Consider the following 20544-nt stretch of genomic DNA (forward strand, 5'->3'; position numbering starts at 1 on the left):
CATGCAGCCACATCGCCACATAGGCACCTCCCTTGCCTTTGCTGCCGCGCTTTTTGGCACGGCGGCGCAGGCCCAGGAGACGACATCGCCCAAAGGCAGTGTCGCATTGGAACTGAACGCAGCGGATCTGGTGGGCGAAGCCTGCCGGATCACCTTTGTCGCCACCAACACCGGTGCGGCACCGATTGATCGCGCGGTGTATGAAACCGTTCTGTTTGATGCGGACGGCGGGGTGATGATGTTGACGCTGTTTGATTTTGGCAGCCTTCCCGCGGGTGTGCCGCGTGTGCGCCAGTTTCAGATTGCCGACACCGCCTGCGGGCGGATCGGATCGTTGCTGATCAACGGGGCAGGGACCTGCACGGTTGATGGCGCGGCGTCGGATATCTGCGCCAAGGGACTGGCCACCTCCAGCCGTCTGAACATCGCATTGCAAGGATAGAGCCATGTTTGATCTGTCACAGCTTCAGGCGCTTTACGACCTGGGTGGCCCCGTGGTCGCCGTTCTGGTGGGTGTCTCGATTTTGACGCTGGCCGTCATTCTGTACAAACTCTGGCAGTTTCGCGCCGCCCGCGTGGGCCAGCATACGGCGATCCGGCGCGCGCTGATGCATTGGGACGCAGGCGCCCGCGAGGCGGCTGCACGGGATCTGGAAAGCTCGCGCAGCTATCTGGCTCCCGTGGTCGCAAACGCCATGGCCGCGCCCGCAGCAGCAGACCGCGCCGCCCGGCTGTTCGCCGAGGCCGAGGCGCGGTTCCTGGCGCTGGAGCGCGGCTTTCGGCTGTTGGACAGCGTCGCACAGCTGGCCCCGCTGATGGGTCTGTTCGGCACGGTTCTGGGCATGATCGAGGCGTTCCAGGCCTTGCAGAACGCAGGGTCGTCGGTGGACCCGTCGCTGCTGGCCGGGGGGATCTGGGTGGCACTGCTGACCACGGCGGTCGGGCTGGCCGTGGCGATGCCCACGTCGATTGTCCTGTCGTGGTTCGAGGCGCGGATGACCTCCGAACGTGTCTTTGCCGAACAGGCGCTGACAACCATTCTAGCCCCGTCCAAGAGCGCGTTGGAACAGGTGCGTGATGCCGCTTAGGGCCACCAGACAGCGGCGCAAGCTGTCGATGACCTCCCTGATCGACGTGATTTTCCTGCTGCTGCTGTTCTTCATGCTGTCCTCGACCTTTTCGAAATTTGCCGAGGTCGAGGTGCAGGCTGCCTCTGGTGGCGGGCAGCCTTCGGGCGATCAGGCGCTTGCGTTCCTGCGTGCCACGCCAGAGGGGCTGAGCCTGAACGGCACGGCGCTGGGCGTTGATGAATTGCCCCAACGCCTGCGCGACTTGCAGGCAGGCAAGCCACTGGTTCTGTTGGTGAACCTGAACACTGAGGTCGATGCGCAGGCGATGACCGACATTCTGGTCGCGGTGCGCGGTATTCCTGATCTGGCAGTGAGCGTCATGGGGGCATCATGAGAGCACATAGACAGAAATCCGAACGCGAGCCGACGATTGCGCTGATCAACATCGTCTTTCTGATGCTGGTGTTCTTCATGGTGGCAGGCACCCTGGCCGCCCCGCTGGACTCTGAGTTGAAGCTGGTCAAAACCGCGGACCTCAAGGGCGAAGCGCCGGCCGATGCGTTGGTGATCGGGGCCGACGGTGCGCTGACCCATCGCGGTCAGCCGGTGGATGTCGCGAACTTTCTCGCCGCTGTGCCCGCTGCTGTTCAGACCGCGCGCATGATCCCCGACCGAGCGGCCCCCGCGCATACGGTGATCGAAACGGCCCGGGCCTTGCGTGCGGCGGGTGCGGAACGCGTTGTGATCGTTACGGAAAAGGCCCTGCAATGATCCGTCGTTCCTGGAAGATCGCCGCCCTGTTTCTGGGCTGCTCCGTCGCCGCCCATGCCGCGATACTGAGCCTTGCGGGCAAGGACGAAGCGCCACAGGTCGAGGGCGGGGCACCGGCGACTGTTGCCGAGCTGGGCAACAGCTTTGCCGATATGGCCGCCGGTGTGATGACGCCAGATGCCGTCGAAACGGTGCAAGAGGTGGCCGAGCCACCTGCACAGCAACCCGACACGGCACAGGAAACGCCGCCCGAGCCTGTCGAGATGGCGCGAGCCGAACCGGTCGAGGCCGTGCCCGCCGAAACGCAACCTTCTGTTGTCGTGCCGGTCTCTCCGGTGCCAACCACACCGTTGCAAGCCCAAGAACCACCGTCCGAGGTCACTGCCGCGCTGACGCCCGAGGTTCAACAAGCCTTGCCCGAAGAGCCCGCCACGCAAGTGTCGCGCCGCCCCGCATTGCGTCCCAAATCCATCGAGGCGCAGGCCCCCAAACCACAACCGAAACCTGCGCCAAAACCGAAGCCGCAGCCCAAAGGGAATGCCAAGGCCAATGCCGTCTCGGGGACCACCGACGGGCAGGCTGGCGCCAAGGCCAGGGCCGCCGCCGATCGTCAGGCCGCCGCAGCGGCCAAGGCTGCGAATGCCGCGGCCAGCAATTATCCCGGTCAGGTGATGGCACGTATTGCCCGCCTGCCGCGTCCGCGCACCAGCAGTCGCGGTTCGGCCACCATCGCCTTTACCATCGCAGGAAACGGAGGACTGTCAGGCGCGCAGGTTGCTGCCAGTTCCGGTTCGGCGCAACTGGACCAGGCCGCGCTTGAACTGGTGCGCCGCGCCAGTCCCTTTCCGCCGCCACCCAAGGGGGCGCAACGCAGCTTTTCGATCCGTATCAAAGGGCGCTGACTCCCACGATTGCTCCTGCGACCTGTTCGACGCACAGTGCCCTCGGGAGCGACGCCAAGAGGAGAAGGCCCATGAAGATCGTCGATCTGTCGAACCCGCTGGAGAACACGCAATACGCCGATCCGCCGGGTTTGGGTCCCAGGATTGATTACATGGGGCACGACCAGACGGCGGATCAGATGTTGCAGTTCTTTCCCGGCGTGACGCGCGACCAGTTGCCCGGCGGCGAAGGCTGGGCGGTCGAGCAGGTCACCCTGTCGACACACAACGGCACCCATCTGGACGCGCCCTATCATTATCATTCGACAATGGACGGCGGCAGACGCGCGATCACCATCGATGAGGTGCCGCGTGAATGGTGCTACGGGCGTGGGGTGAAGCTGGACTTTCGCCATTTCGCGGACGGCCATGTGGTGACAGGCGACGAGATGTCCGCGGCCTTTCACGCCATCGGGCATGAACTCACGCCAGGGGACATCGTTCTGGTCAACACGGCGGCGGGGGGTGGTTTACGGGCAGGCGCAGTATGTGGGCACAGGCTGTGGCATGGGACACGACGCGACAGTCTTTCTGACCGAGCGCGGGGTGCGGGTCTGCGGGACAGATGCGTGGAGCTGGGACGCCCCCTTTGTCCACACCGCAGCACGGGTGGCCGAGACTGGCGACGCCGGGCTGATCTGGGAAGGACACCGCGCGGGCATGGTGCGGGGGTACTGCCATATCGAAAAGCTGGCGAACCGCGCGGCGCTGCGAGCGACTGGTTTTGATGTCGCCTGCTTTCCGGTGAAGATCAAGGATGCGAGCGCAGGCTGGTGTCGTCCGGTGGCGATGTTCCGGGCGTGAGCTTTTCAACCCCCGACTTCGGTCGGGCGCTGCCCATTGTGGCGCGGTTTTGCGCAAGCGACAACAAACTCTGGGGTTGAGCCATTTCCCCATTTGACAATTCCGATTAAATCACTCAGGTATTGAAGGAGAGGTCCAGCCACCCCGAGTCACGCATCGGGCCAGCCCGACGGTTGCAAGACAAAGGGACAGAGCCATGCGTATGGACAAGATTCAAACACCGCACCATTCTTCCGAAAAACAGACACTTACCGTGAGCGCCAAACCCACCCCCGCCGACAAGGCACCCGCGCATGACGCGCGCAGCTTGACCGAAGGCGGCGACCAGGCGCGCATCGTGCTGGACGGTCAGGTCTATACCCTGCGCATCACCCGCGCGGGCAAGCTGATCCTGACCAAATGAGCGGGCCTGCGAACACGCGTGGCGGGGCTGCGGTGGGGTTGCTGACCGAGCTTGACGGGGTCGAGGCGGCATCGGTCATCTACCTGCGCCTGTGGAGCGACGGGCCGGACGGCCAGGCGATGCTGTGGAGCGATCTGAGCCGTACGCTGGGCCGCGATCGGGGCAGGCGGACCCTGCAGGCGTTCGAGCAGCTTTGCGCCCTATGCGCCCGACATGGACGCCGTCCGCTGATGCGCCATTCGGTTGAATGCAAATGTCTGGGTGCGGACGAGGCGTGCTTTGCCAATTTCGTGGCGCTTGCCGCGACCGGGGCGCAAGAGGACGCGATGCTGATCGCGACATTGCTGGTGCGCGCTGACGTGGCGCCGCAGATCACGTCGCTGGCTGCCAACTTCGGCTTGGGTTTGCAACAGATGCGACCGGCAGCGCCCCGCGACCTGGACCTGTCCAGACCGCAGGCCGCTACGCTGCACTAACCCTTGGCATAGGCGGTCAGCGCCGCTTCTGCCCCATCGGTCCAGATCATCGCCAGCCAGCGGCCAAAGGGTTGGGCAAAGGCAGGCACATTGGCCAGATTGCCGTAATATTGCGTTTGCGCCAGCCACGCCGCCGGATCGTCCTTGGCCGCTATGGCCGCCGTTTGCAGGCTGTCCCAATGCGGGTCGTTGGGCGCGATCATGCTGCCATCCTCGCGGGTGCCTTCGCACATCCGTGCCCACAGTGCCTCGGCCAGGGCCAGCCCCTCGACGGGGGTGCCCGCAGCCAACCCGTCGCGCAGGATCGGCAGGACGAAACCAGTGTGACGCGATGATCCGTCAAAGGCGACACGGCGGGTGGTATCGACGATGGCGGTGTTGGCGAAGCGTTCGGAAATCAGGGCGGCGTAACTCTCGGGGGTCATGCCGGGCACCGGCTGGACATGGGGCGCGATTTCGTCCCGTTCCACACGATTAAAGAAATCGGCAATCGCGGGATGGGCCATGCAGCCGGAAATCGTCGGGACAGACAGGATTTCGCCCGCATTTGCCAAAAGCTGGTGTCCTGCGTTCAACATGCGGATCTTCATCGACTCGTACCCTTGCACATCGTCGGTAAAGGTCGCACCCGCACGGTTCCAATCGGGGCGTCCGGCGCAGAAGTCATCCTCGATCACCCACTGGCGAAAGTTCTCGTGCGTCACGGGGGCGGCATCGTCGATGCCTTGTGCGCGGGCCAAAGCCAGTTCGGCGGGACCGGTGGCGGGCACGATGCAATCGACCATCGCATTGGGAAAGCTGGCGTTCGTGTCGATCCAGTCGGCCAGCGCCGGATCACTCAGCCGCGCCAGCGACACGACCGTTTGCCGCAGGACCGCGCCGTTGCCCTGCAGGTTGTCACAGCTTTGCCCGGTAAAGGGGGGTGTACCTGCCGCCTGTCGCTGCGCCAGTGCCGCGACCATCGCGCCAAAGGCGGTGCGGGGGCTGTCAGGGTGGGCCGCGTCGTGCTGCATGTCCGGATGGCCCGCGTCAAAGCCGCCGGTGACAGGATCGACGTAATAGCCGCCCTCGGTCACGGTCAGCGCGACGATACGGATCGCAGGATCTGCCATCTGGGCGATCAGGGCGGCGTTGTCATCCTCGATGGGAAGATAGCCGATCATCGACCCCACGACCTCGGCGCTTACGCCTGAAGGGTCCAGTTCGATAAGCGTTGTCAGACAATCCTGCGCCAGCAGCCGTGCGCGCTGTGGCGCGTCGGCTTGCCTGACACTGGCGCCGATGATGGCCCAGTCGTGGGCCAGTCCCATCTGCATCAGACGGTGCAAATACCACGCCTGGTGGGCGCGGTGGAAATTGCCCAGACCGATGTGCACGATCCCCGCGGTCAGCTTGGTGCGGTCATAGGTGGGCACGGACACAGCATCCGGCAACTCAGCCAGCGCGGCGTCGCGCAGCGGTATCAGCTCATCCATTGGCCACCATCGACGTTATAGGTTTGCGCAAGGATGTAATCGGCGTCGCTGCTGGCCAGAAACACGGCCATGCCGGTCAGATCGGCGGCGGTGCCCATGCGACCGTGCGGCACGGCGGCCCCCACCTCGCGTTTCTTCTGACCCGGCGCCTTGCCCTCGTATTTGGCAAAGAACGCATCGACCCCATCCCAATGCTCGCCGTCCACTACGCCGGGGGCGATGGCGTTGACGTTGATGCCGTGTTCGATCAGGTTCAGCGCCGCCGATTGGGTCAGGCTGATAATCGCGGCCTTTGTCGCGCAATAGACGGCAACCAGCGGTTCGCCACGGCGGCCGGCTTGGCTGGACATGTTGATGATCTTGCCGCCACCGCCGCGCGCAATCATGTGTTTGGCGACCGCTTGCAGGGTGAACAGGGTGCCCGCGACGTTGATGTCGAATGTGCGTTCGAAATCGGAGCGGGTGATTTCGATGATAGGAGCGGCGGTAAAGATGGCGGCGTTGTTGATCAGGATATCGATCTGTCCCAACTGCGCCACCGTTTCGGCCACCGCGCTGTCGATGCTGGCCTGATCGGTTACGTCCATGTGCACGGCAATGGCCGCTGCGCCTATGTCGGCCGCTGCTGCGCGGGCACGCGCGATGTCTATGTCTGCGATTGCAACGCGCGCCCCTTCGGCGACGTAGGCCTGGGCGAAAGCCAAGCCGATGCCGCGTGCTGCCCCTGTGATCAGGGCGCATTTTCCGTTCAGTCGGGTCATTGGATGCGCAGACCCTTGTCGTCAAAGCGGTGGATCTGGTCCGCGCGCGGATTGAGGTGGATGGTGTCCCCGTGGCGCAGGTTCACCTCGCCCGCGACACGCACGGTCAGCATCTCGGCCAGACCGGTGTCATGCACGTGAAAGAACGTGTCCGAGCCAAGGTGTTCGGCAACCCCGACACGGCCCTGCCACTGCCCGTCTGTCTCGACCACGTCGATATGTTCGGGGCGCACGCCGATGGTGTGAGCGTCGTGTTTGGCGGCCTCGGGCCCTTCGATCAGGTTCATCTTGGGCGAGCCGATAAAGCCCGCGACAAAGACGTTGCGCGGGGCGCGGTACAGGTCCAGCGGGCTGCCGACCTGTTCGATGTTCCCGGCGCGCAGCACGACGATCTTGTCGGCCATGGTCATCGCCTCGACCTGATCGTGGGTGACATAGATCATCGTAGTTTTCAGGCGCTTGTGCAGTTCCGAGATCTCCAGCCGCATCCCCACACGCAGGGCGGCGTCAAGGTTCGACAGGGGCTCGTCAAACAGGAACGCCGCAGGTTCGCGCACGATGGCGCGGCCGATGGCGACCCGCTGGCGCTGCCCGCCGGACAGTTGGCCGGGGCGGCGGTCCAGGTAATCGGTCAGGTTCAGCGCGGTGGCCGCCTGTTCGATCCGGCGGTCCTGTTCCGCCTTGTCGACACCGGCCATGCGCATGGGAAAGGCAATGTTCTTGCGCACCGACATATGCGGATAGAGCGCGTAGGACTGGAACACCATCGCCAGCCCGCGTTTGGCGGGCGAGATAGCCGTGGCGTCCGCCCCGTCGATCAGGATGGTGCCCGAGGTGATGTCCTCGAGCCCCGCGATCAGCCGCAGCAGCGTGGACTTGCCGCATCCCGAGGGTCCGACAAAGACGGTGAATTCGCCGTCTTCGATGGTCAGGTCCAGTGGCGGAATGACCTGCACGTCGCCAAAGTTCTTGGTGACCTGTTGAAGCGTGATCTGTCCCATATTCTTATCCTTATTTCACAGCGCCGAAGGTCAGGCCGCGCACCAGTTGTTTCTGGCTGAACCAGCCAAGTATCAGGATCGGTGCGATGGCCATGGTCGAGGCGGCAGAGAGCTTGGCGTAAAACAGCCCCTCAGGGCTTGAGTAGCTGGCGATGAAGGCGGTCAGCGGCGCGGCCTTGGCGGCGGTCAGGTTCAGCGTCCAGAACGCCTCGTTCCACGCCAGGATGATGTTCAGCAACACGGTCGAGGCAATGCCGGGCACGGCCATCGGTGTGAGCACATAGAGGATTTCCTCTTTCAACGAGGCACCATCCATCCGCGCCGCTTCCAGGATCTCGCCCGGAATTTCGCGGAAATAGGTGTAGAGCATCCAGATGATGATCGGCAGGTTGATCAGCATCAGCACCACGGTCAGGCCGACGCGACTGTCCAGCAGGCCCATTTTGATGAAGATAAGGTAGATCGGATAGAGCACACCCACCGCAGGCAGCATCTTGGTCGACAGCATCCACAGCAGGATGTCCTTGGTGCGCGCGGAGGGGACAAAGGCCATGGACCACGCCGCGGGCACCGCCACGATGATGCCCAGCAGGGTGGAGCCGCCCGCTATGATGACCGAGTTCCACAGGAACCGCATGTAATCCGAGCGTTCCTGCACCACGCGGTAGTTGTCCAGCGTCCAGTCAAAGAACAGGAACACCGGCGGATCGGCGATGGCTGTGGCTTCGGACTTGAAGCTGGTCAGGATGGTCCAGAGGATCGGAAAGAAGATCAGCAGGCCGATGCCCCAGGCGAGGACGGTGTTGATGAGCTTGCGTTGGTTGGTGACGTTGCGTGCCATGGTCTACCTCATGCGTCCAGGTTTTTGCCGACGATGCGCATCAGGAAGATGGCGACGATGTTGGCCAGGATCACGGCAAAGATGCCGCCCGCCGACCCCAGACCGACGTTCTGGCTTTCCAGCACCCGCTGGTAGATCAGATAGGTCAACGTCTTGGTGCCGAAGGACCCTTGGGTGGTCACAAAGATTTCGGCAAAGATCGACAGCAGGAAAATGGTCTGTATCAGCACCACGACCGTGATGGCCCGGCTCAGGTGGGGCAGGGTGATATAGCCGAACCGCGACAGGGGCGGGGCACCATCCATTTCGGCGGCCTCAAGCTGTTCACTGTCCAGCGACTGGATCGCGGTCAGCAGGATCAGCGTGGCAAAGGGCAGCCATTGCCATGCGACGATGATGACGATCGAGGTCATCGATGCCTGGCTGAGCCATTCGATCGGTGCGGCGCCGAAAAATTTCCACAGGTGGGCGAACAAGCCGTTCACGGGGTCCATGAACATGTTCTTCCACACCAGCGCCGACACGGTCGGCATGACAAAGAAGGGGGCGATCACGAGGATGCGCACGATGCCCTGTCCCCACATCGGCTGATCCAGCAGGATCGCCAGCAGGATGCCAAAGACAACTGTAATCGCCAGCACACCGCCGACAATCACCAGCGTGGCAATGACCGAGGGCCAGAAGGCGGATGAGCTGAAAAAGCGCACATAGTTGTCAAAGCCGACCCAGCCCAGATCACCGCCGCGCAGGGGCAGGTATTTCTTGAACGAGAAGTAAAGGGTCATGCACAGAGGCACCAGCATCCAACCCAAAAGCAGGATCACGGCGGGGGCCATCATCAGACGTGCGGCGGATCGGGAAGCTTTGGTGGCCATGGGGGTCTCCTTGCCAATGGCGTGCCTTGAACAGGGTCACGCAACGGGGGCGTTCAGAGGAACTGTTGGGGATCGGAGGGCAGGTTTGCCGCCCTCCGAAAGGTTTGCTCGACGGGTCAGTAGCCTGCGGCTTCCATCTCGTCTGTGGTCAGCGCCTGCGCTTTTTCCAGCGCCTCTTCGGCGGTTTGCTGACCGGCAAGGGCGGCCGAGAATTCCTGGCCCACTTGCGTGGCGATGCCTGCAAACTCGGGGATCGCGACGAACTGGACGCCGGTATAGGGGACGGGGTCCACGGTCGGGTTGGTCGGATCAGCCGCGTTGATCGATTCCAGCGTCATTTCGGCAAAAGGTGCGGCCGAGGTGTATTCCTCGTTCTCGTACAGCGATGTGCGCGTGCCCGGAGGGACGTTTGCCCAGCCTTCGTTTGCTGCGACCAGTGCGGTGTATTCCTTGCTCGTGGCCCAGGCGACGAATTTCTTGGCGGCATCAACCTTGTCCGATCCTGCGGGGATCGCCAGCGACCACGCCCACAGCCAGTTGCCTCGTTTGCCCAGACCCTTGTCGGGCGCCAGTGCAAAGCCGACCTGGTCGGCAACGGTGGAATCGTCGGGGTTGGTCACGAAGGACGCCGCAACCGTGGCATCGATCCACATGCCGCATTTGCCTTGCTGGAACAGCGAGAGATTTTCGTTGAACCCGTTGGTGGACGCGCCCGGAGGGCCGTAGTTGTTCATCAGGTCCAGATAGTCGGTCAGCGTCGCCTTCCATGCGTCGGTGTCGAATTGCGGTTTCCACTCCTCGTCGAACCAGCGCGCGCCGTACGAGTTGGCCATGGCACTCAGGAACGCCATGTTCTCGCCCCAGCCGGCCTTGCCCCGCAGGCAGATGCCATAAACTTCGGCATCTTTGTCAGTCATCGCTTCGGCTGCAGCGCGGATGTCGTCCCACGTGGGAGCATCGGGCATTTCCATGCCTGCGGCTTCCATCAGGTCCTTGCGGTACATCACCATCGAGCTTTCGCCATAGAACGGTGCAGCGTACAGTTCGCCATCGACGGTCAGACCGCCGCGCATGGCGGGCAGGATGTCATCGGCGTCCCATTCCGCAGGCAAGTCGTTCAACGACACCAGCCAGTTTTGCGCGCCCCAGATCGGCACTTCGTAGGTGCCGATGGTCATCACGTCGAACTGCCCGCCCTTCGTGGCGATGTCCTGTGTCACGCGCTGGCGCAGCACGTTCTCTTCCAGCGTGACCCACTCAAGGGCGATGTCGGGGTTTTTCGCGGTAAAGTCGTCGGTCAGGCCCTGCATACGGACCATGTCGCCGTTGTTCACGGTCGCAATAGTAAGGGTTGTTGTGTGGCTGTCGGCAAATGCGCCGGTTGCGGTGGCCAGCGCAAGAACGCTCGCCGCACAAAATGCGGTTCTCAAGGTCATCCGGTTTCCTCCCTGGTGATTGGATGCTTGACCCGGAGTGAACCAAAGAACTAAGCGCGGAGTCAATAAAAACTTTACGCGCGTAAATAAGTTGAGGGCGCAAACGGACCTCAGGCCGAGGCGCGCATGACCAGTTTTCCCTCAAAAAGGGTTTCGATACGCGGGCCTGCGCTGCGTCCGCCTTCGATCAGGTGGAACAGCGCCTCGACGCTTCGTTCTGATATTTTTTCGTAATCCTGCGCAATCGTGGTCAGGGGCGGGCACCCGAATCGCGAGAAAGGATGGTCGTCATGGCCCGCCACCCGCAGCGCGCAGTCCGCATCGCGGCCTACACGCATCCCGCGTTCATAGCAGGCCGCCAGAAAGCCGATGGCCAGCCGGTCGTTGCTGCACAATACGGTGTCGGATGTCAGCAGCTTGCGGTCGATCACATCCAGCCCGCCGCGATAGCCGACTTCTTCGAACCCCCAGCCTTCGCCGGCGACGCGGATCACCTGGGGGGCAAAGCCATTGGCCTCCATCGCCTGAATGTAACCATTGCGCCGTTTGTTGGCATTCGGGTTCACCGGGGGCATTTCAAAAAAACAGGGCGGCTGGCCGGTGCGGCACAGGTATTCGACGCTGAGTTTGACGAATTGCGTGTTGTCTGACCCGACAAACGCTTCGCCCACGCCCTCGATGTTGCTGTCGAACAGTACGGTGGGCACATCGTCGCAAAACTTTTCGACAGCGGCGCGGTCCGATGCGCGGCCCAGGGGCGCCAACAGCACGCCCGCCGGTTTGAGCGAGCGCAGGCTGTCGAGAATTTCCACCTCGAGCGCGCTGTCGCCATGGGCGCTGAACAGGGTGGGCCAGAATCCGGCTTGCATACAGCGCTGTTCGATGTTGCGCGCAATCTCGGCAAAGAACGGATCGGCCAGATAGGGCACCACGATCCCGATGTTCTTGGTCAGGCGGCGGTTCTGGTTCACCGCAAAGATGTTAGGGCGATAGTCGTATTGCTCCAACGCCTCTTCGATACGCGCGCGGGTCTTGGGGCGCACGCTGGACGGATCGTTGAAGTATTTCGATACCGTAGGACGCGAGATGCCGCTGACGCGGGCGAACTGCTCCATGTTGCGGATCTTGCTGTCGTCCATGGCATCGGTCCTTGAGCGGTTGCGCAACGCGAGAATTTTCCGCGCGTAAAGCAGATTTCTTTACACGAAACTTAGCCGCGCACAGGCGGGCAGGGCAAGGGCAAGCTGGGAACGGATGTATCCGTACCAGCCTTCGAGGCGCGTATCGCTGCGTCACAGCCCGCGGCGGAGGCTTGTCCGTCTGGACACTTGCCCTGCGATCAAGGCACCATGCGCCCGCTGGCAGGAGGAGCTTTGCATGACCGATCCCTTAACTTCGCGTTTTTTCGCCGTCTCGGTGGCGGATGGTGTGGCCCATATCGAAATGGACAATGCGGCCAAGGCCAACAGCATGACGCCCGCGTTCTGGGACGACCTGCCGCGCATCGCTGCGGCGCTGGACACCGATCCCGCCGTCCGCTGCGTGGTGATTTCGGGGCGCGGTAAACATTTTACGGCCGGTATGGATCTGGCCGCCTTTCAGGGCATCATGGAACTGACCGGGCAGGAACCAGGGCGTGCCGCCTATGCCATGCGCAAGCTGGTGCTGAAGCTGCAAGCGTCGCTGTCTGCGCTGGAAGAGATGCGGGTGCCGGTGATTGCCGCGATACATGGGGCCTGTCTGGGTGGGGGCATCGACCTGATCACCGCCTGCGACATCCGGCTGTGCACTGCCGACACCGCGTTCGGCATCGAGGAAATCAACATCGGCATGGCCGCCGACGTGGGCACGCTGCAGCGTATGCCCAAGCTGATGGCCCCCGGTGTTGTGCGCGAACTGGCCTACACGGGGCGGCGGTTTTCGGCGGAGGAGGCCAAGGGCTGGGGCATCGTCAATGCCATACACGCCGACCGCGATGCGGTGATTGCCGCCGCATTGGAGATGGCGAAGACCATCGCCGCCCGCTCGCCGCTGGCGGTTGCGGGCATCAAGCAGGCAGTGACCTATGCGCGGGACCATTCCGTTGCCGACGGGCTGGACCAGATCGCCACATGGAACGCTGGCATGTTGCGCCCTGACGATCTGACCCGCGCGATGGGTGCCAGGATGAAACAACAGCAGGCCCTGTTCGATGACCTGCTGACAGATGCAGGATAAGCCAATGACACCATTTACCTTCAACACCACACCCAGCATCCGCATGGGCGACGGCCTGCTGGACCAATTGGGCGACATGGCCCGCGCGACCTGCGGCGGCAGTGTTCTGCTGGTGACCGATCCGGGCATGATGGCCACGGGCATCGTTGATCGCGCGCTTGCAGCGATTGAGGCGGCAGGCGTGGCTGTTACCGTGTTCTCGGATGTCAAAGCCGATCCACCCGAAGCGGTGATCCTGCAAGCGGTTGCTGCGGCCAAAGGTATGGACGGAGTGATCGGTCTGGGAGGAGGGTCCTCTATCGACGTGGCCAAGCTGGCGGCACTTCTGGCCCGTTCCGGTGAGACGCTGACCGATTGCTATGGCGTTGGCATGGCCAAGGGGCCGCGCCTGCCGTTGATCGCGGTGCCGACGACATCCGGCACCGGGTCGGAGGTCACGCCAATCAGCATCGTGACCACGGGAGCGTCCGAGAAAATGGGCGTCGTCAGCCCGTTGATCATCCCCGATGTTGCCCTGCTGGACCCCGAGCTGACCCGCGACCTGCCGGCACATGTCACGGCTGCCACAGGCATCGATGCCATGGTCCACGCCATCGAAAGCTATGCAAGTGCCTCGCCGAACAACAACCCGGTCAGCCGCGCGCTGGCGGTCGAGGCGTTGCGCCTGATGGGCGGTGCGCTGGAACGCGCGGTGAAAGAGCCGCATGACATGGCCGCACGCGGTGACATGCTGCTGGGCTCGCTTCTGGCAGGGCAGGCATTCGCGAACAGCCCGGTGGCGGCGGTGCATGCGCTGGCCTATCCCATCGGCGGGCATTTCAAGGTGCCGCACGGGTTGTCCAACGCGCTGGTGCTGCCCCATGTGCTGCGGTTCAATGCCATGACGGCACCCACACCCTATGCCGAACTGGCTGGCATCACCTTTCCGGAACTGGCCGACTTGCAAGGTCAGGAGGCCGCGTCCGCCTTTGCAGATGCGCTTCAAGACCTGTCAACACGCTGCGGGCTGCAAAAGGGCTTGCGCGAGGTTGGCATCGGGCAGGACGACCTGCCAATGCTGGCGCGCGATGCGATGAACCAGACGCGTCTGCTGGTCAACAATCCGCGCGCGTTGGACCAGACCGACGCCCAATCCATCTATGAGGCCGCATGGTGAGCCGCCCCGCACCTGGCACGCGGGCCGATTACACCGCGTTTTCCGTCATCACGACTCGTTGGCTGGACAATGACACCTACGGCCACATGAACAACGCCATGCACTACCAGCTGTTCGATACGGCGGTGAACGGACACCTGATCGAACAGGGGGTGCTGGACCTGAAGACCAGCCCGACGGTGTTTCTGGTGGTGGAAACCGGCTGTGTCTATCACGGCGAGCTGGCCTTTCCCGATGTGATCCACGCAGGCATCCGCGTCGCCCGTTTGGGCGGATCGTCGGTGCACTACGAGATCGGGCTATTTCGCAACGACGACGACACCGCCGCCGCCGAAGGGCGGTTTGTGCATGTAAACGTCGACCGCGTGACACGCAGGCCGTTGCCGATTGCGGATGAGGCACGGGCAGTGCTTGAGGCGTTGATGAAGGCGGCGTGAGGGGCTGACCGGGATGATCCGCCTGCGCGCAGGTCCGGTGTTTTGGACTTTTCTGACTGCCGGACACATTCCACCGATCAGTCAGGCGCAACTGCAATCAAATCGCCGTGCCGTAGGGTGGCCCGTCATGTCAGAGATTAAAATCAGGTGCCAACCACCATCGGTGCAAAGCCTCAGCGTTTTTTCTTCTGCTGCACCGTCTTGATCTTCTTGTGAAACGACTTCTCGTGCGCCTTGCGCTGGGCCAGCGTCGCGGTGTTGAACCGCTCCTCTGCCGCCAGTTTGCGCCAGCGCGCCAGACGGTCAGCGTCGATTTCGCCTGCCTCCAGCGCCTTTCGCACGGCACAGCCGGGTTCGGTCTCGTGGGCGCAGTCGTTGAACCGGCACCGGCCCGCCAGTGTCACCAGATCGTCAAAGACCTCGGCAATCCCGTCCTCGACGTCGGTCAGTTGCAGCTCGCGCATCCCCGGCGTGTCCAGCACCGCGCAGCCGTCCGGTGTAAAGTGCAACTGGCGATGCGTCGTCGTGTGGCGCCCGCGATTGTCGTCCTCGCGGACGGCACCGGTGTCAGCGACACTGCGTTGGAACAGCGCGTTGACCAGTGTGGATTTGCCCACGCCGGATGACCCCAGAAAGGCAACCGTCTGCCCCGGCGTGCACCAGCTTGCGAGCTTGTCCGCAGGCTCGGAGCTCTTGGCGTTCAGCGCCTCGACCACCACGCGGTTTGAAATCGCCCGTGCATCGTCCAAATAGGGGGCGGTGTCGTCGCATAGGTCCGCCTTGGTCAGCAGAATCACCGGCGTCACCTGAGCCTCGAAGGCCAGCGCCACGAACCGTTCCAGCCGTGCCACATTGAAATCGCGGTTGCACGAAGTGACGATAAACACCGTGTCCACATTGGCCGCGATCATCTGGCGTTTGCGGTCGTGGCCCGCCGCGCGGCGCTCGAACAGGCTGATGCGGTCCAGCAGGATGCTGTTGGCGGGGTTGGTCTGGTCGAGCAGGAACCAGTCGCCCACTGTTGCTTCTGGTCCGGGCGGGATGGTGGTGTCAATACCGTCGCCCAGCACGCGCAGGCCTGACCGGTGCACTTCGGTCACCCGCACAGGGGGGGTGGTGGCAAGGGTGTCGACGTCGGTTTGTTGGCTGAAGAACGGTTTCCACCCCAGCATCTGCAAAGGCGACGGTGCGCGTTTGGGCAGGGGGGACGATCCTGCGGGGGTCAGGAACTTGGAATAGTCTCGTGTCATCGGAATGAACTCTCATGTTCAGAGGCGGGGCATGGCCCACACTGACAAAATGTCGTGTGACGAGATTGCAGAAAGGCAGCGCCCGACAACCTGTCGTGCGGGCGTGCGTGCTGTGCGGTTCTGCATCGGGAGGACGCGATGCCTCCCCACTTTAACAGGTCATACCCTCTCCATGAGTGTTTCAGTTTGATAGGCCGCCGGTTGGAGATCGGCAAGGTTTTTCAATGTCCCGACAACAGTGCGTGCACACAGTTTGAGCAATTGGCAGCTGACAATGATAATATATTTTAGGTTTAAAATATTTTTGCTTGAAATAAAAAGGAATCGCTCCTAGCCTCGATCTTGCTTGGATGAGGGAGATGATTATGCGTGCTGTATGTCTGGGGGGCGGTCCTGCTGGTCTCTATTTCGCAATCTCGCTAAAGCTGCGCGATCCGCAGGCGCAAGTGACCGTGATCGAACGGAACAAGGCAGATGACACCTTTGGTTGGGGTGTGGTTCTGTCGGACGAGACATTGGGCAACCTGGCCGCGAACGATCCCGTCAGCGCTGAAACCATCCGCCAGCATTTCGCCTATTGGGATGACATCGCGCTGCACCACAAGGGCCAGCGGATCGTCAGCACCGGCCACGGGTTCTGCGGAATCGGACGCAAGACGCTGCTCAGCCTTTTGCAGGAGCGCGCCCGCGATCTGGGGGTCGAACTGCAATTCGAAACCGAAGTCGGCAGCGCCAGCGATTATATGGACGACTACGATCTGGTGGTGGCCTGTGACGGGCTGAATTCCAAGACACGGCTGGAATTTCAGGACACGTTCAAACCCGACATCGACGTGCGTCGCTGCCCCTTTGTCTGGCTTGGCACGCATCAGAAATTCGACGACGCCTTTACCTTTATCTTCGAGCAGACCGAACACGGCTGGGTCTGGGCGCACGCCTATCAGTTCGACCCTGACACGGCGACCTTCATCGTTGAATGTTCGCAGGCGACCTATGACGCTTTCGGCTTTGAGCACATGAGCAAAGAGGAAAGCATTGCCACCTGCGAGCGCATCTTTGCGGCGCATCTGGATGGCCATGCGCTGATGTCCAATGCCAATCACGTGCGCGGCTCGGCCTGGATCAAGTTTCCCCGTGTGCTGTGCGAAACCTGGCATCACGAGAATGTCGTGCTGCTGGGCGATGCCTCGGCCACGGCGCATTTCTCGATCGGATCGGGGACCAAACTGGCGCTGGAATCGGCGGCCAAGCTGGCCGAGGCGGTGGTGAACGAGCCGGACCTTGGAAAGGCATTCGTCGATTACGAGGCCGCCCGCCGTCTGGAAGTGCTGCGCCTGCAATCGGCGGCCCGCAACTCGCTGGAATGGTTCGAGGATGTGGAACGTTATCTGGACATGGACCCGGTGCAGCTGAACTATTCGATGCTGACGCGGTCGCAGCGGATCAGCCACGAGAACCTGCGTGAACGCGACCCGAAATGGCTGGCCGATGCGGAAGGGTGGTTCATGGCGCAGGCCGGTGCCGCGCCAACCAACGCGCCCCGGGCGCCCATGTTTGCGCCGTTCCGCCTGCGGGAACTGACGCTGGCCAACCGTATCGTTGTCTCTCCCATGGCGCAGTACAAGGCGGTGGACGGCTGCCCGACCGACTGGCACCTGATCCATTATGGCGAGCGGGCCAAGGGCGGCGCGGGGCTGGTCTATACCGAGATGACTTGCGTGTCGGCGGATGGCCGGATCACGCCGGGTTGCCCGGGCCTCTATGCGCCTGAACACGAGACAGCATGGAAGCGGCTGGTGGATTTCGTCCACAGCGAAACCGACGCCGCAATCTGTTGCCAGATCGGCCACGCGGGCCGAAAGGGATCGACGCAAGTGGGTTGGGAAACGATGGACGCGCCGCTGCCTGCGGGCAACTGGCCGCTGATCTCGGCCAGCGCTCTGCCATGGTCCGACCGCAATGCCATGCCGCGCGCAATGTCGCGCGATGATATGGATACCGTTCGGGACCAGTTTGTAGCGGCGGCGGAAATGGCCGAGCGTGCAGGCTTTGACATGATCGAACTGCATGCGGCACACGGCTATCTGATCTCGTCCTTCATCTCGCCGTTGTCGAATGTGCGCGACGATGAATACGGCGGGTCGCTTGAAAATCGTCTGCGCTATCCGTTGGAAGTCTTTGAGGCCATGCGTGCCGTGTGGCCTGCAGCCAAGCCGATGGCGGTGCGGATTTCGTCGACCGACTGGCATGACATGGGCGTGACCCCCGAAGAGGCCGTCGACATCGCCCGTGCCTTTACCGCCGCAGGTGCTGACATCATCGACGTAAGCGCAGGCCAGACCAGCACCGAAGCCCGCCCCGTCTATGGTCGCATGTTCCAGACCCCCATGTCCGACCGCATCCGCAACGATGCAGGCGTCGCAACCATGGCCGTCGGCAACATCTACGAGGCCGATCACGTCAATTCGATCCTAATGGCGGGGCGCGCCGATCTGGTCTGCCTTGCACGGCCGCATCTGGCCGATCCCTACTGGACCCTGCGCGAAGCTGCGCGGATCGGTGACAGACAGGCCGCCTGGCCGCGACCATATGGCCCGGGACGGGATCAGCTTTGGCGGCTGGCCGACCGCGCTGCAGAGACAGAGGAACGGGTATGAGACAGGTTTTGATCACGGGGGGCGGTTCGGGCATCGGGCGCGGGATTGCGCAGGCGATGGCCGATGCAGGCGACGCGGTGACCGTCGCGGGCCGCCGGATGGATGCGCTGCAAGAGACCGACGGCGGGCGCGGCATGACCTGCCTGACCTGCGATGTGACGGACGAGGCATCGGTCAATGCGCTGTTTTCCAAACCCTACGACGTGGTGATCGCCAACGCGGGCGCGGGCAAGTCGATGAAACTGCGCGATATGCCGCTGGATGTGTTCAAGGGCACGGTGGATGTCAACCTGACGGGCACTTTCCTGACCTTCCGCGCGGCACTGCAAACGATGACGCGCGGCGGGCGGCTGATTGCCATCGCCTCGACCGCAGGGCTGCAGGGGGGGCCGAACATCTCGGCCTACGTGTCAGCGAAACATGGTGTGGTCGGGCTGGTGCGTGCGCTGGCGACCGAGGTTGCACGTGACGGCATCACCTGTAACGCGGTCTGCCCCGGCTTCGTGGATACGCCCATGGGGCAGGCGGCGGCAGAAGGCGTTGCCGCGCGGTTCAACATCAGCCTGGACGAAGCCACGGCGCGCATCACGTCGGGAAACCCGATGCGCCGGATGATCACCGTGGAGGAAGTCGTCGCGGCTGTGACCTTCCTGGCTTCTGAAGGCGCGTCGATGGTGAATGGTCACACGTTGTCCGTCTCGGGCGGCGAGATATGACCAACGCAAAGGATCGCCTGCGCCTGTGGTTGCGCCTGCTGAAGGTCACACGCGGCATTGAGGCGCGTCTGCGCGAGGCGCTGCGCCGCGAGTTTGAAACGACCTTGCCGCGCTTTGACATGATGGCAGCCCTGTCACGCCACCCCGAGGGGTTGAAGATGAGCGCCCTGTCCGGCGTGCTGCGTGTCTCGAACGGCAATGTCACCGGCATCGTGGACCGGCTGACCGCCGAAGGGCTGGCCGAACGCATTCCGGTGCCGGGCGACCGCCGCGCGATGGTGGTGCGCCTGACTGCTGACGGACAGGCCGAGTTCTCCCGCCAGGCCGAGGCACATGAAGGCTGGATCAATGACATGCTTGGCGACTTCACCGCAGAGGAGGCCCGGACACTGGCCGCGCGCCTGCTGCGTCTGGCCGAAACACAAGACCAAGAGGAGATGACCAATGCGCTCTGACGTAACCCATTTCGAATGCGAGATCGCCGAGGGCATCGCCACGGTGCGGCTCAGCCGACCCGAGCGGAAGAACCCGCTGACCTTCGACAGCTACGCCGAGCTGCGCGATTGGTTCCGCGATCTGCATTATGCGGATGACGTGCACGCGGTGGTCTTTGCCTCGAATGGGGGTAACTTCAGCTCTGGAGGGGATGTGCATGATATCATTGGTCCTTTGACCAACATGAACATGAAGGAACTGCTGCGGTTCACACGTATGACCGGTGATCTGGTCAAGGCCATTCTGGGGTGCGGCAAGCCGGTGATTGCCGCCATTGACGGCATCTGTGTGGGTGCGGGGGCGATCATTGCCATGGCGTCGGATCTGCGGATCGGCACGCCCGAGGCCAAGACCGCGTTTCTGTTCACCCGCGTGGGACTCGCGGGCTGTGACATGGGCGCTTGCGCGATGCTGCCCCGTATTATCGGTCAGGGTCGGGCGGCGGAGCTGCTGTATACGGGCCGCTCGATGAGCGCAGAGGAAGGTGAAAAATGGGGATTTTTCAACCGCCTCGTCGATGCTGATGCGCTGGAGGCAGAGGCGCGCGCGTTGGCGGTGCAAATCGCGGCGGGTCCGAACTTTGCCCATATGATGACCAAGACCATGCTGGCGCAGGAATGGTCGATGTCGCTGGATCAGGCGATCGAGGCCGAAGCGCAGGCACAGGCGATTTGCATGCAGACGACGGATTTCGAACGCGCCTACCGCGCTTTTGTCGCCAAGGAACGCCCCGTTTTCGAGGGAGATTGAGGATGGGCACCT

Annotated in this window: 22 protein-coding genes and 1 pseudogene; 15 read left to right on the plus strand and 8 right to left on the minus strand. The window is 62.9% G+C overall.

What is annotated here, in order from left to right:
• Position 1 precedes the first annotated feature (1 nt).
• From BUC08_RS15290 to BUC08_RS15325, 8 genes and pseudogenes are all read left to right on the plus strand, one after another.
• Positions 2-442: a hypothetical protein gene (locus BUC08_RS15290; RefSeq protein WP_037925971.1), complete on the plus strand. Its 441-nt coding sequence runs from the start codon at positions 2-4 to the stop codon at positions 440-442.
• Positions 443-446: 4 nt separating this feature from the next.
• Positions 447-1088, plus strand: coding sequence for a MotA/TolQ/ExbB proton channel family protein (locus BUC08_RS15295; RefSeq protein WP_037925964.1), 642 nt, complete (start codon positions 447-449; stop codon positions 1086-1088).
• Entirely contained in the window at positions 1078-1464 is a 387-nt protein-coding gene (locus BUC08_RS15300) for a biopolymer transporter ExbD (protein ID WP_073194279.1), read from the plus strand. The genes BUC08_RS15295 and BUC08_RS15300 overlap by 11 nt, the downstream gene beginning before the upstream one ends.
• Positions 1461-1841, plus strand: a complete 381-nt coding sequence (locus BUC08_RS15305) for an ExbD/TolR family protein (RefSeq protein WP_143186761.1) — start codon at positions 1461-1463, stop codon at positions 1839-1841. The genes BUC08_RS15300 and BUC08_RS15305 overlap by 4 nt, the downstream gene beginning before the upstream one ends.
• The gene (tolA, locus tag BUC08_RS15310; protein ID WP_051694278.1) at positions 1838-2743 is read left to right on the plus strand and encodes a cell envelope integrity protein TolA; all 906 of its coding nucleotides are present in this window, start codon (positions 1838-1840) and stop codon (positions 2741-2743) included. The genes BUC08_RS15305 and tolA overlap by 4 nt, the downstream gene beginning before the upstream one ends.
• A 71-nt stretch (positions 2744-2814) precedes the next feature.
• Positions 2815-3586: pseudogene (locus BUC08_RS15315) on the plus strand (cyclase family protein).
• A gap of 202 nt (positions 3587-3788) precedes the next feature.
• Positions 3789-3989: a hemin uptake protein HemP gene (gene hemP, locus BUC08_RS15320; RefSeq protein ID WP_051694336.1), complete on the plus strand. Its 201-nt coding sequence runs from the start codon at positions 3789-3791 to the stop codon at positions 3987-3989.
• Complete coding sequence (locus BUC08_RS15325) at positions 3986-4465, plus strand: hypothetical protein (protein WP_037925947.1); 480 nt, start codon at positions 3986-3988, stop codon at positions 4463-4465. The genes hemP and BUC08_RS15325 overlap by 4 nt, the downstream gene beginning before the upstream one ends.
• On the opposite strand, the gene BUC08_RS15330 is transcribed toward BUC08_RS15325, so the two are convergent.
• The 7 genes from BUC08_RS15330 to BUC08_RS15360 all read right to left on the minus strand — a co-directional run bounded on the left by BUC08_RS15330 (position 4462) and on the right by BUC08_RS15360 (position 11993).
• Positions 4462-5940, minus strand: a complete 1479-nt coding sequence (locus BUC08_RS15330; protein WP_037925945.1) for a mannitol dehydrogenase family protein — start codon at positions 5938-5940, stop codon at positions 4462-4464. The two genes, BUC08_RS15325 and BUC08_RS15330, sit on opposite strands and share 4 nt — an antisense overlap.
• Entirely contained in the window at positions 5928-6701 is a 774-nt protein-coding gene (locus BUC08_RS15335; RefSeq protein ID WP_037925943.1) for an L-iditol 2-dehydrogenase, read from the minus strand. Before BUC08_RS15335 ends, BUC08_RS15330 begins: the two co-directional genes overlap by 13 nt.
• A complete protein-coding gene (locus BUC08_RS15340) occupies positions 6698-7702 on the minus strand; it encodes an ABC transporter ATP-binding protein (protein WP_037925940.1) in 1005 nt (334 codons plus the stop codon). Before BUC08_RS15340 ends, BUC08_RS15335 begins: the two co-directional genes overlap by 4 nt.
• A 10-nt stretch (positions 7703-7712) precedes the next feature.
• A complete protein-coding gene (locus BUC08_RS15345; protein ID WP_037925938.1) occupies positions 7713-8543 on the minus strand; it encodes a carbohydrate ABC transporter permease in 831 nt (276 codons plus the stop codon).
• Positions 8544-8551: 8 nt separating this feature from the next.
• Positions 8552-9418 (minus strand): carbohydrate ABC transporter permease, encoded by an 867-nt coding sequence (locus BUC08_RS15350; RefSeq protein WP_037925935.1) that lies wholly within the window; start codon positions 9416-9418, stop codon positions 8552-8554.
• A gap of 116 nt (positions 9419-9534) precedes the next feature.
• Positions 9535-10854 carry an ABC transporter substrate-binding protein gene (locus tag BUC08_RS15355; protein WP_037925933.1) on the minus strand — a complete coding sequence of 440 codons (1320 nt, stop codon included), beginning with the start codon at positions 10852-10854 and terminating at the stop codon, positions 9535-9537.
• A 110-nt stretch (positions 10855-10964) separates the two neighbouring features.
• Complete coding sequence (locus tag BUC08_RS15360; RefSeq protein ID WP_037925930.1) at positions 10965-11993, minus strand: LacI family DNA-binding transcriptional regulator; 1029 nt, start codon at positions 11991-11993, stop codon at positions 10965-10967.
• 238 nt (positions 11994-12231) lie between these two features.
• On the opposite strand from BUC08_RS15360, the gene BUC08_RS15365 reads away from it, so the two are divergent.
• Genes BUC08_RS15365 through BUC08_RS15375 form a run of 3 tightly spaced genes read left to right on the plus strand, consistent with a single transcriptional unit; the run spans position 12232 to position 14664 of the window.
• Positions 12232-13071, plus strand: a complete 840-nt coding sequence (locus BUC08_RS15365) for a crotonase/enoyl-CoA hydratase family protein (protein WP_037925927.1) — start codon at positions 12232-12234, stop codon at positions 13069-13071.
• A 4-nt stretch (positions 13072-13075) separates the two neighbouring features.
• Entirely contained in the window at positions 13076-14227 is a 1152-nt protein-coding gene (locus BUC08_RS15370) for an iron-containing alcohol dehydrogenase (protein WP_037925925.1), read from the plus strand.
• Positions 14221-14664 (plus strand): acyl-CoA thioesterase, encoded by a 444-nt coding sequence (locus BUC08_RS15375; RefSeq protein WP_037925920.1) that lies wholly within the window; start codon positions 14221-14223, stop codon positions 14662-14664. The genes BUC08_RS15370 and BUC08_RS15375 overlap by 7 nt, the downstream gene beginning before the upstream one ends.
• A 173-nt stretch (positions 14665-14837) precedes the next feature.
• Here the strand turns inward: BUC08_RS15375 and rsgA are convergent, their stop codons facing one another.
• Complete coding sequence (rsgA, locus tag BUC08_RS15380; RefSeq protein WP_037925917.1) at positions 14838-15914, minus strand: ribosome small subunit-dependent GTPase A; 1077 nt, start codon at positions 15912-15914, stop codon at positions 14838-14840.
• Between the two features lie 365 nt (positions 15915-16279).
• On the opposite strand from rsgA, the gene BUC08_RS15385 reads away from it, so the two are divergent.
• Genes BUC08_RS15385 through BUC08_RS15400 form a run of 4 tightly spaced genes read left to right on the plus strand, consistent with a single transcriptional unit; the run spans position 16280 to position 20532 of the window.
• Positions 16280-18571, plus strand: coding sequence for a bifunctional salicylyl-CoA 5-hydroxylase/oxidoreductase (locus BUC08_RS15385; RefSeq protein WP_037926347.1), 2292 nt, complete (start codon positions 16280-16282; stop codon positions 18569-18571).
• Positions 18568-19287 (plus strand): SDR family NAD(P)-dependent oxidoreductase, encoded by a 720-nt coding sequence (locus BUC08_RS15390; protein WP_037925914.1) that lies wholly within the window; start codon positions 18568-18570, stop codon positions 19285-19287. Before BUC08_RS15385 ends, BUC08_RS15390 begins: the two co-directional genes overlap by 4 nt.
• Positions 19284-19742, plus strand: a complete 459-nt coding sequence (locus tag BUC08_RS15395; RefSeq protein ID WP_037925909.1) for a MarR family winged helix-turn-helix transcriptional regulator — start codon at positions 19284-19286, stop codon at positions 19740-19742. The genes BUC08_RS15390 and BUC08_RS15395 overlap by 4 nt, the downstream gene beginning before the upstream one ends.
• Positions 19732-20532 (plus strand): enoyl-CoA hydratase family protein, encoded by an 801-nt coding sequence (locus tag BUC08_RS15400; RefSeq protein WP_037925907.1) that lies wholly within the window; start codon positions 19732-19734, stop codon positions 20530-20532. Before BUC08_RS15395 ends, BUC08_RS15400 begins: the two co-directional genes overlap by 11 nt.
• Positions 20533-20544 lie beyond the last annotated feature (12 nt).

The sequence above is a fragment of the Pseudosulfitobacter pseudonitzschiae genome, assembly GCF_900129395.1.
In the GTDB taxonomy this organism is placed as follows: domain Bacteria; phylum Pseudomonadota; class Alphaproteobacteria; order Rhodobacterales; family Rhodobacteraceae; genus Pseudosulfitobacter; species Pseudosulfitobacter pseudonitzschiae.

What these genes read in the sequence shown, in the direction of transcription:
- BUC08_RS15290 (WP_037925971.1), top strand. Translation starts at nt 2, where the DNA reads ATGCAGCCACATCGCCACATAGGCACCTCCCTTGCCTTTGCTGCCGCG.
- BUC08_RS15295 (WP_037925964.1), top strand. Translation starts at nt 447, where the DNA reads ATGTTTGATCTGTCACAGCTTCAGGCGCTTTACGACCTGGGTGGCCCC.
- BUC08_RS15300 (WP_073194279.1), top strand. Translation starts at nt 1,078, where the DNA reads ATGCCGCTTAGGGCCACCAGACAGCGGCGCAAGCTGTCGATGACCTCC.
- BUC08_RS15305 (WP_143186761.1), top strand. Translation starts at nt 1,461, where the DNA reads ATGAGAGCACATAGACAGAAATCCGAACGCGAGCCGACGATTGCGCTG.
- tolA (WP_051694278.1), top strand. Translation starts at nt 1,838, where the DNA reads ATGATCCGTCGTTCCTGGAAGATCGCCGCCCTGTTTCTGGGCTGCTCC.
- hemP (WP_051694336.1), top strand. Translation starts at nt 3,789, where the DNA reads ATGGACAAGATTCAAACACCGCACCATTCTTCCGAAAAACAGACACTT.
- BUC08_RS15325 (WP_037925947.1), top strand. Translation starts at nt 3,986, where the DNA reads ATGAGCGGGCCTGCGAACACGCGTGGCGGGGCTGCGGTGGGGTTGCTG.
- BUC08_RS15330 (WP_037925945.1), bottom strand. Translation starts at nt 5,940, where the DNA reads ATGGATGAGCTGATACCGCTGCGCGACGCCGCGCTGGCTGAGTTGCCG.
- BUC08_RS15335 (WP_037925943.1), bottom strand. Translation starts at nt 6,701, where the DNA reads ATGACCCGACTGAACGGAAAATGCGCCCTGATCACAGGGGCAGCACGC.
- BUC08_RS15340 (WP_037925940.1), bottom strand. Translation starts at nt 7,702, where the DNA reads ATGGGACAGATCACGCTTCAACAGGTCACCAAGAACTTTGGCGACGTG.
- BUC08_RS15345 (WP_037925938.1), bottom strand. Translation starts at nt 8,543, where the DNA reads ATGGCACGCAACGTCACCAACCAACGCAAGCTCATCAACACCGTCCTC.
- BUC08_RS15350 (WP_037925935.1), bottom strand. Translation starts at nt 9,418, where the DNA reads ATGGCCACCAAAGCTTCCCGATCCGCCGCACGTCTGATGATGGCCCCC.
- BUC08_RS15355 (WP_037925933.1), bottom strand. Translation starts at nt 10,854, where the DNA reads ATGACCTTGAGAACCGCATTTTGTGCGGCGAGCGTTCTTGCGCTGGCC.
- BUC08_RS15360 (WP_037925930.1), bottom strand. Translation starts at nt 11,993, where the DNA reads ATGGACGACAGCAAGATCCGCAACATGGAGCAGTTCGCCCGCGTCAGC.
- BUC08_RS15365 (WP_037925927.1), top strand. Translation starts at nt 12,232, where the DNA reads ATGACCGATCCCTTAACTTCGCGTTTTTTCGCCGTCTCGGTGGCGGAT.
- BUC08_RS15370 (WP_037925925.1), top strand. Translation starts at nt 13,076, where the DNA reads ATGACACCATTTACCTTCAACACCACACCCAGCATCCGCATGGGCGAC.
- BUC08_RS15375 (WP_037925920.1), top strand. Translation starts at nt 14,221, where the DNA reads ATGGTGAGCCGCCCCGCACCTGGCACGCGGGCCGATTACACCGCGTTT.
- rsgA (WP_037925917.1), bottom strand. Translation starts at nt 15,914, where the DNA reads ATGACACGAGACTATTCCAAGTTCCTGACCCCCGCAGGATCGTCCCCC.
- BUC08_RS15385 (WP_037926347.1), top strand. Translation starts at nt 16,280, where the DNA reads ATGCGTGCTGTATGTCTGGGGGGCGGTCCTGCTGGTCTCTATTTCGCA.
- BUC08_RS15390 (WP_037925914.1), top strand. Translation starts at nt 18,568, where the DNA reads ATGAGACAGGTTTTGATCACGGGGGGCGGTTCGGGCATCGGGCGCGGG.
- BUC08_RS15395 (WP_037925909.1), top strand. Translation starts at nt 19,284, where the DNA reads ATGACCAACGCAAAGGATCGCCTGCGCCTGTGGTTGCGCCTGCTGAAG.
- BUC08_RS15400 (WP_037925907.1), top strand. Translation starts at nt 19,732, where the DNA reads ATGCGCTCTGACGTAACCCATTTCGAATGCGAGATCGCCGAGGGCATC.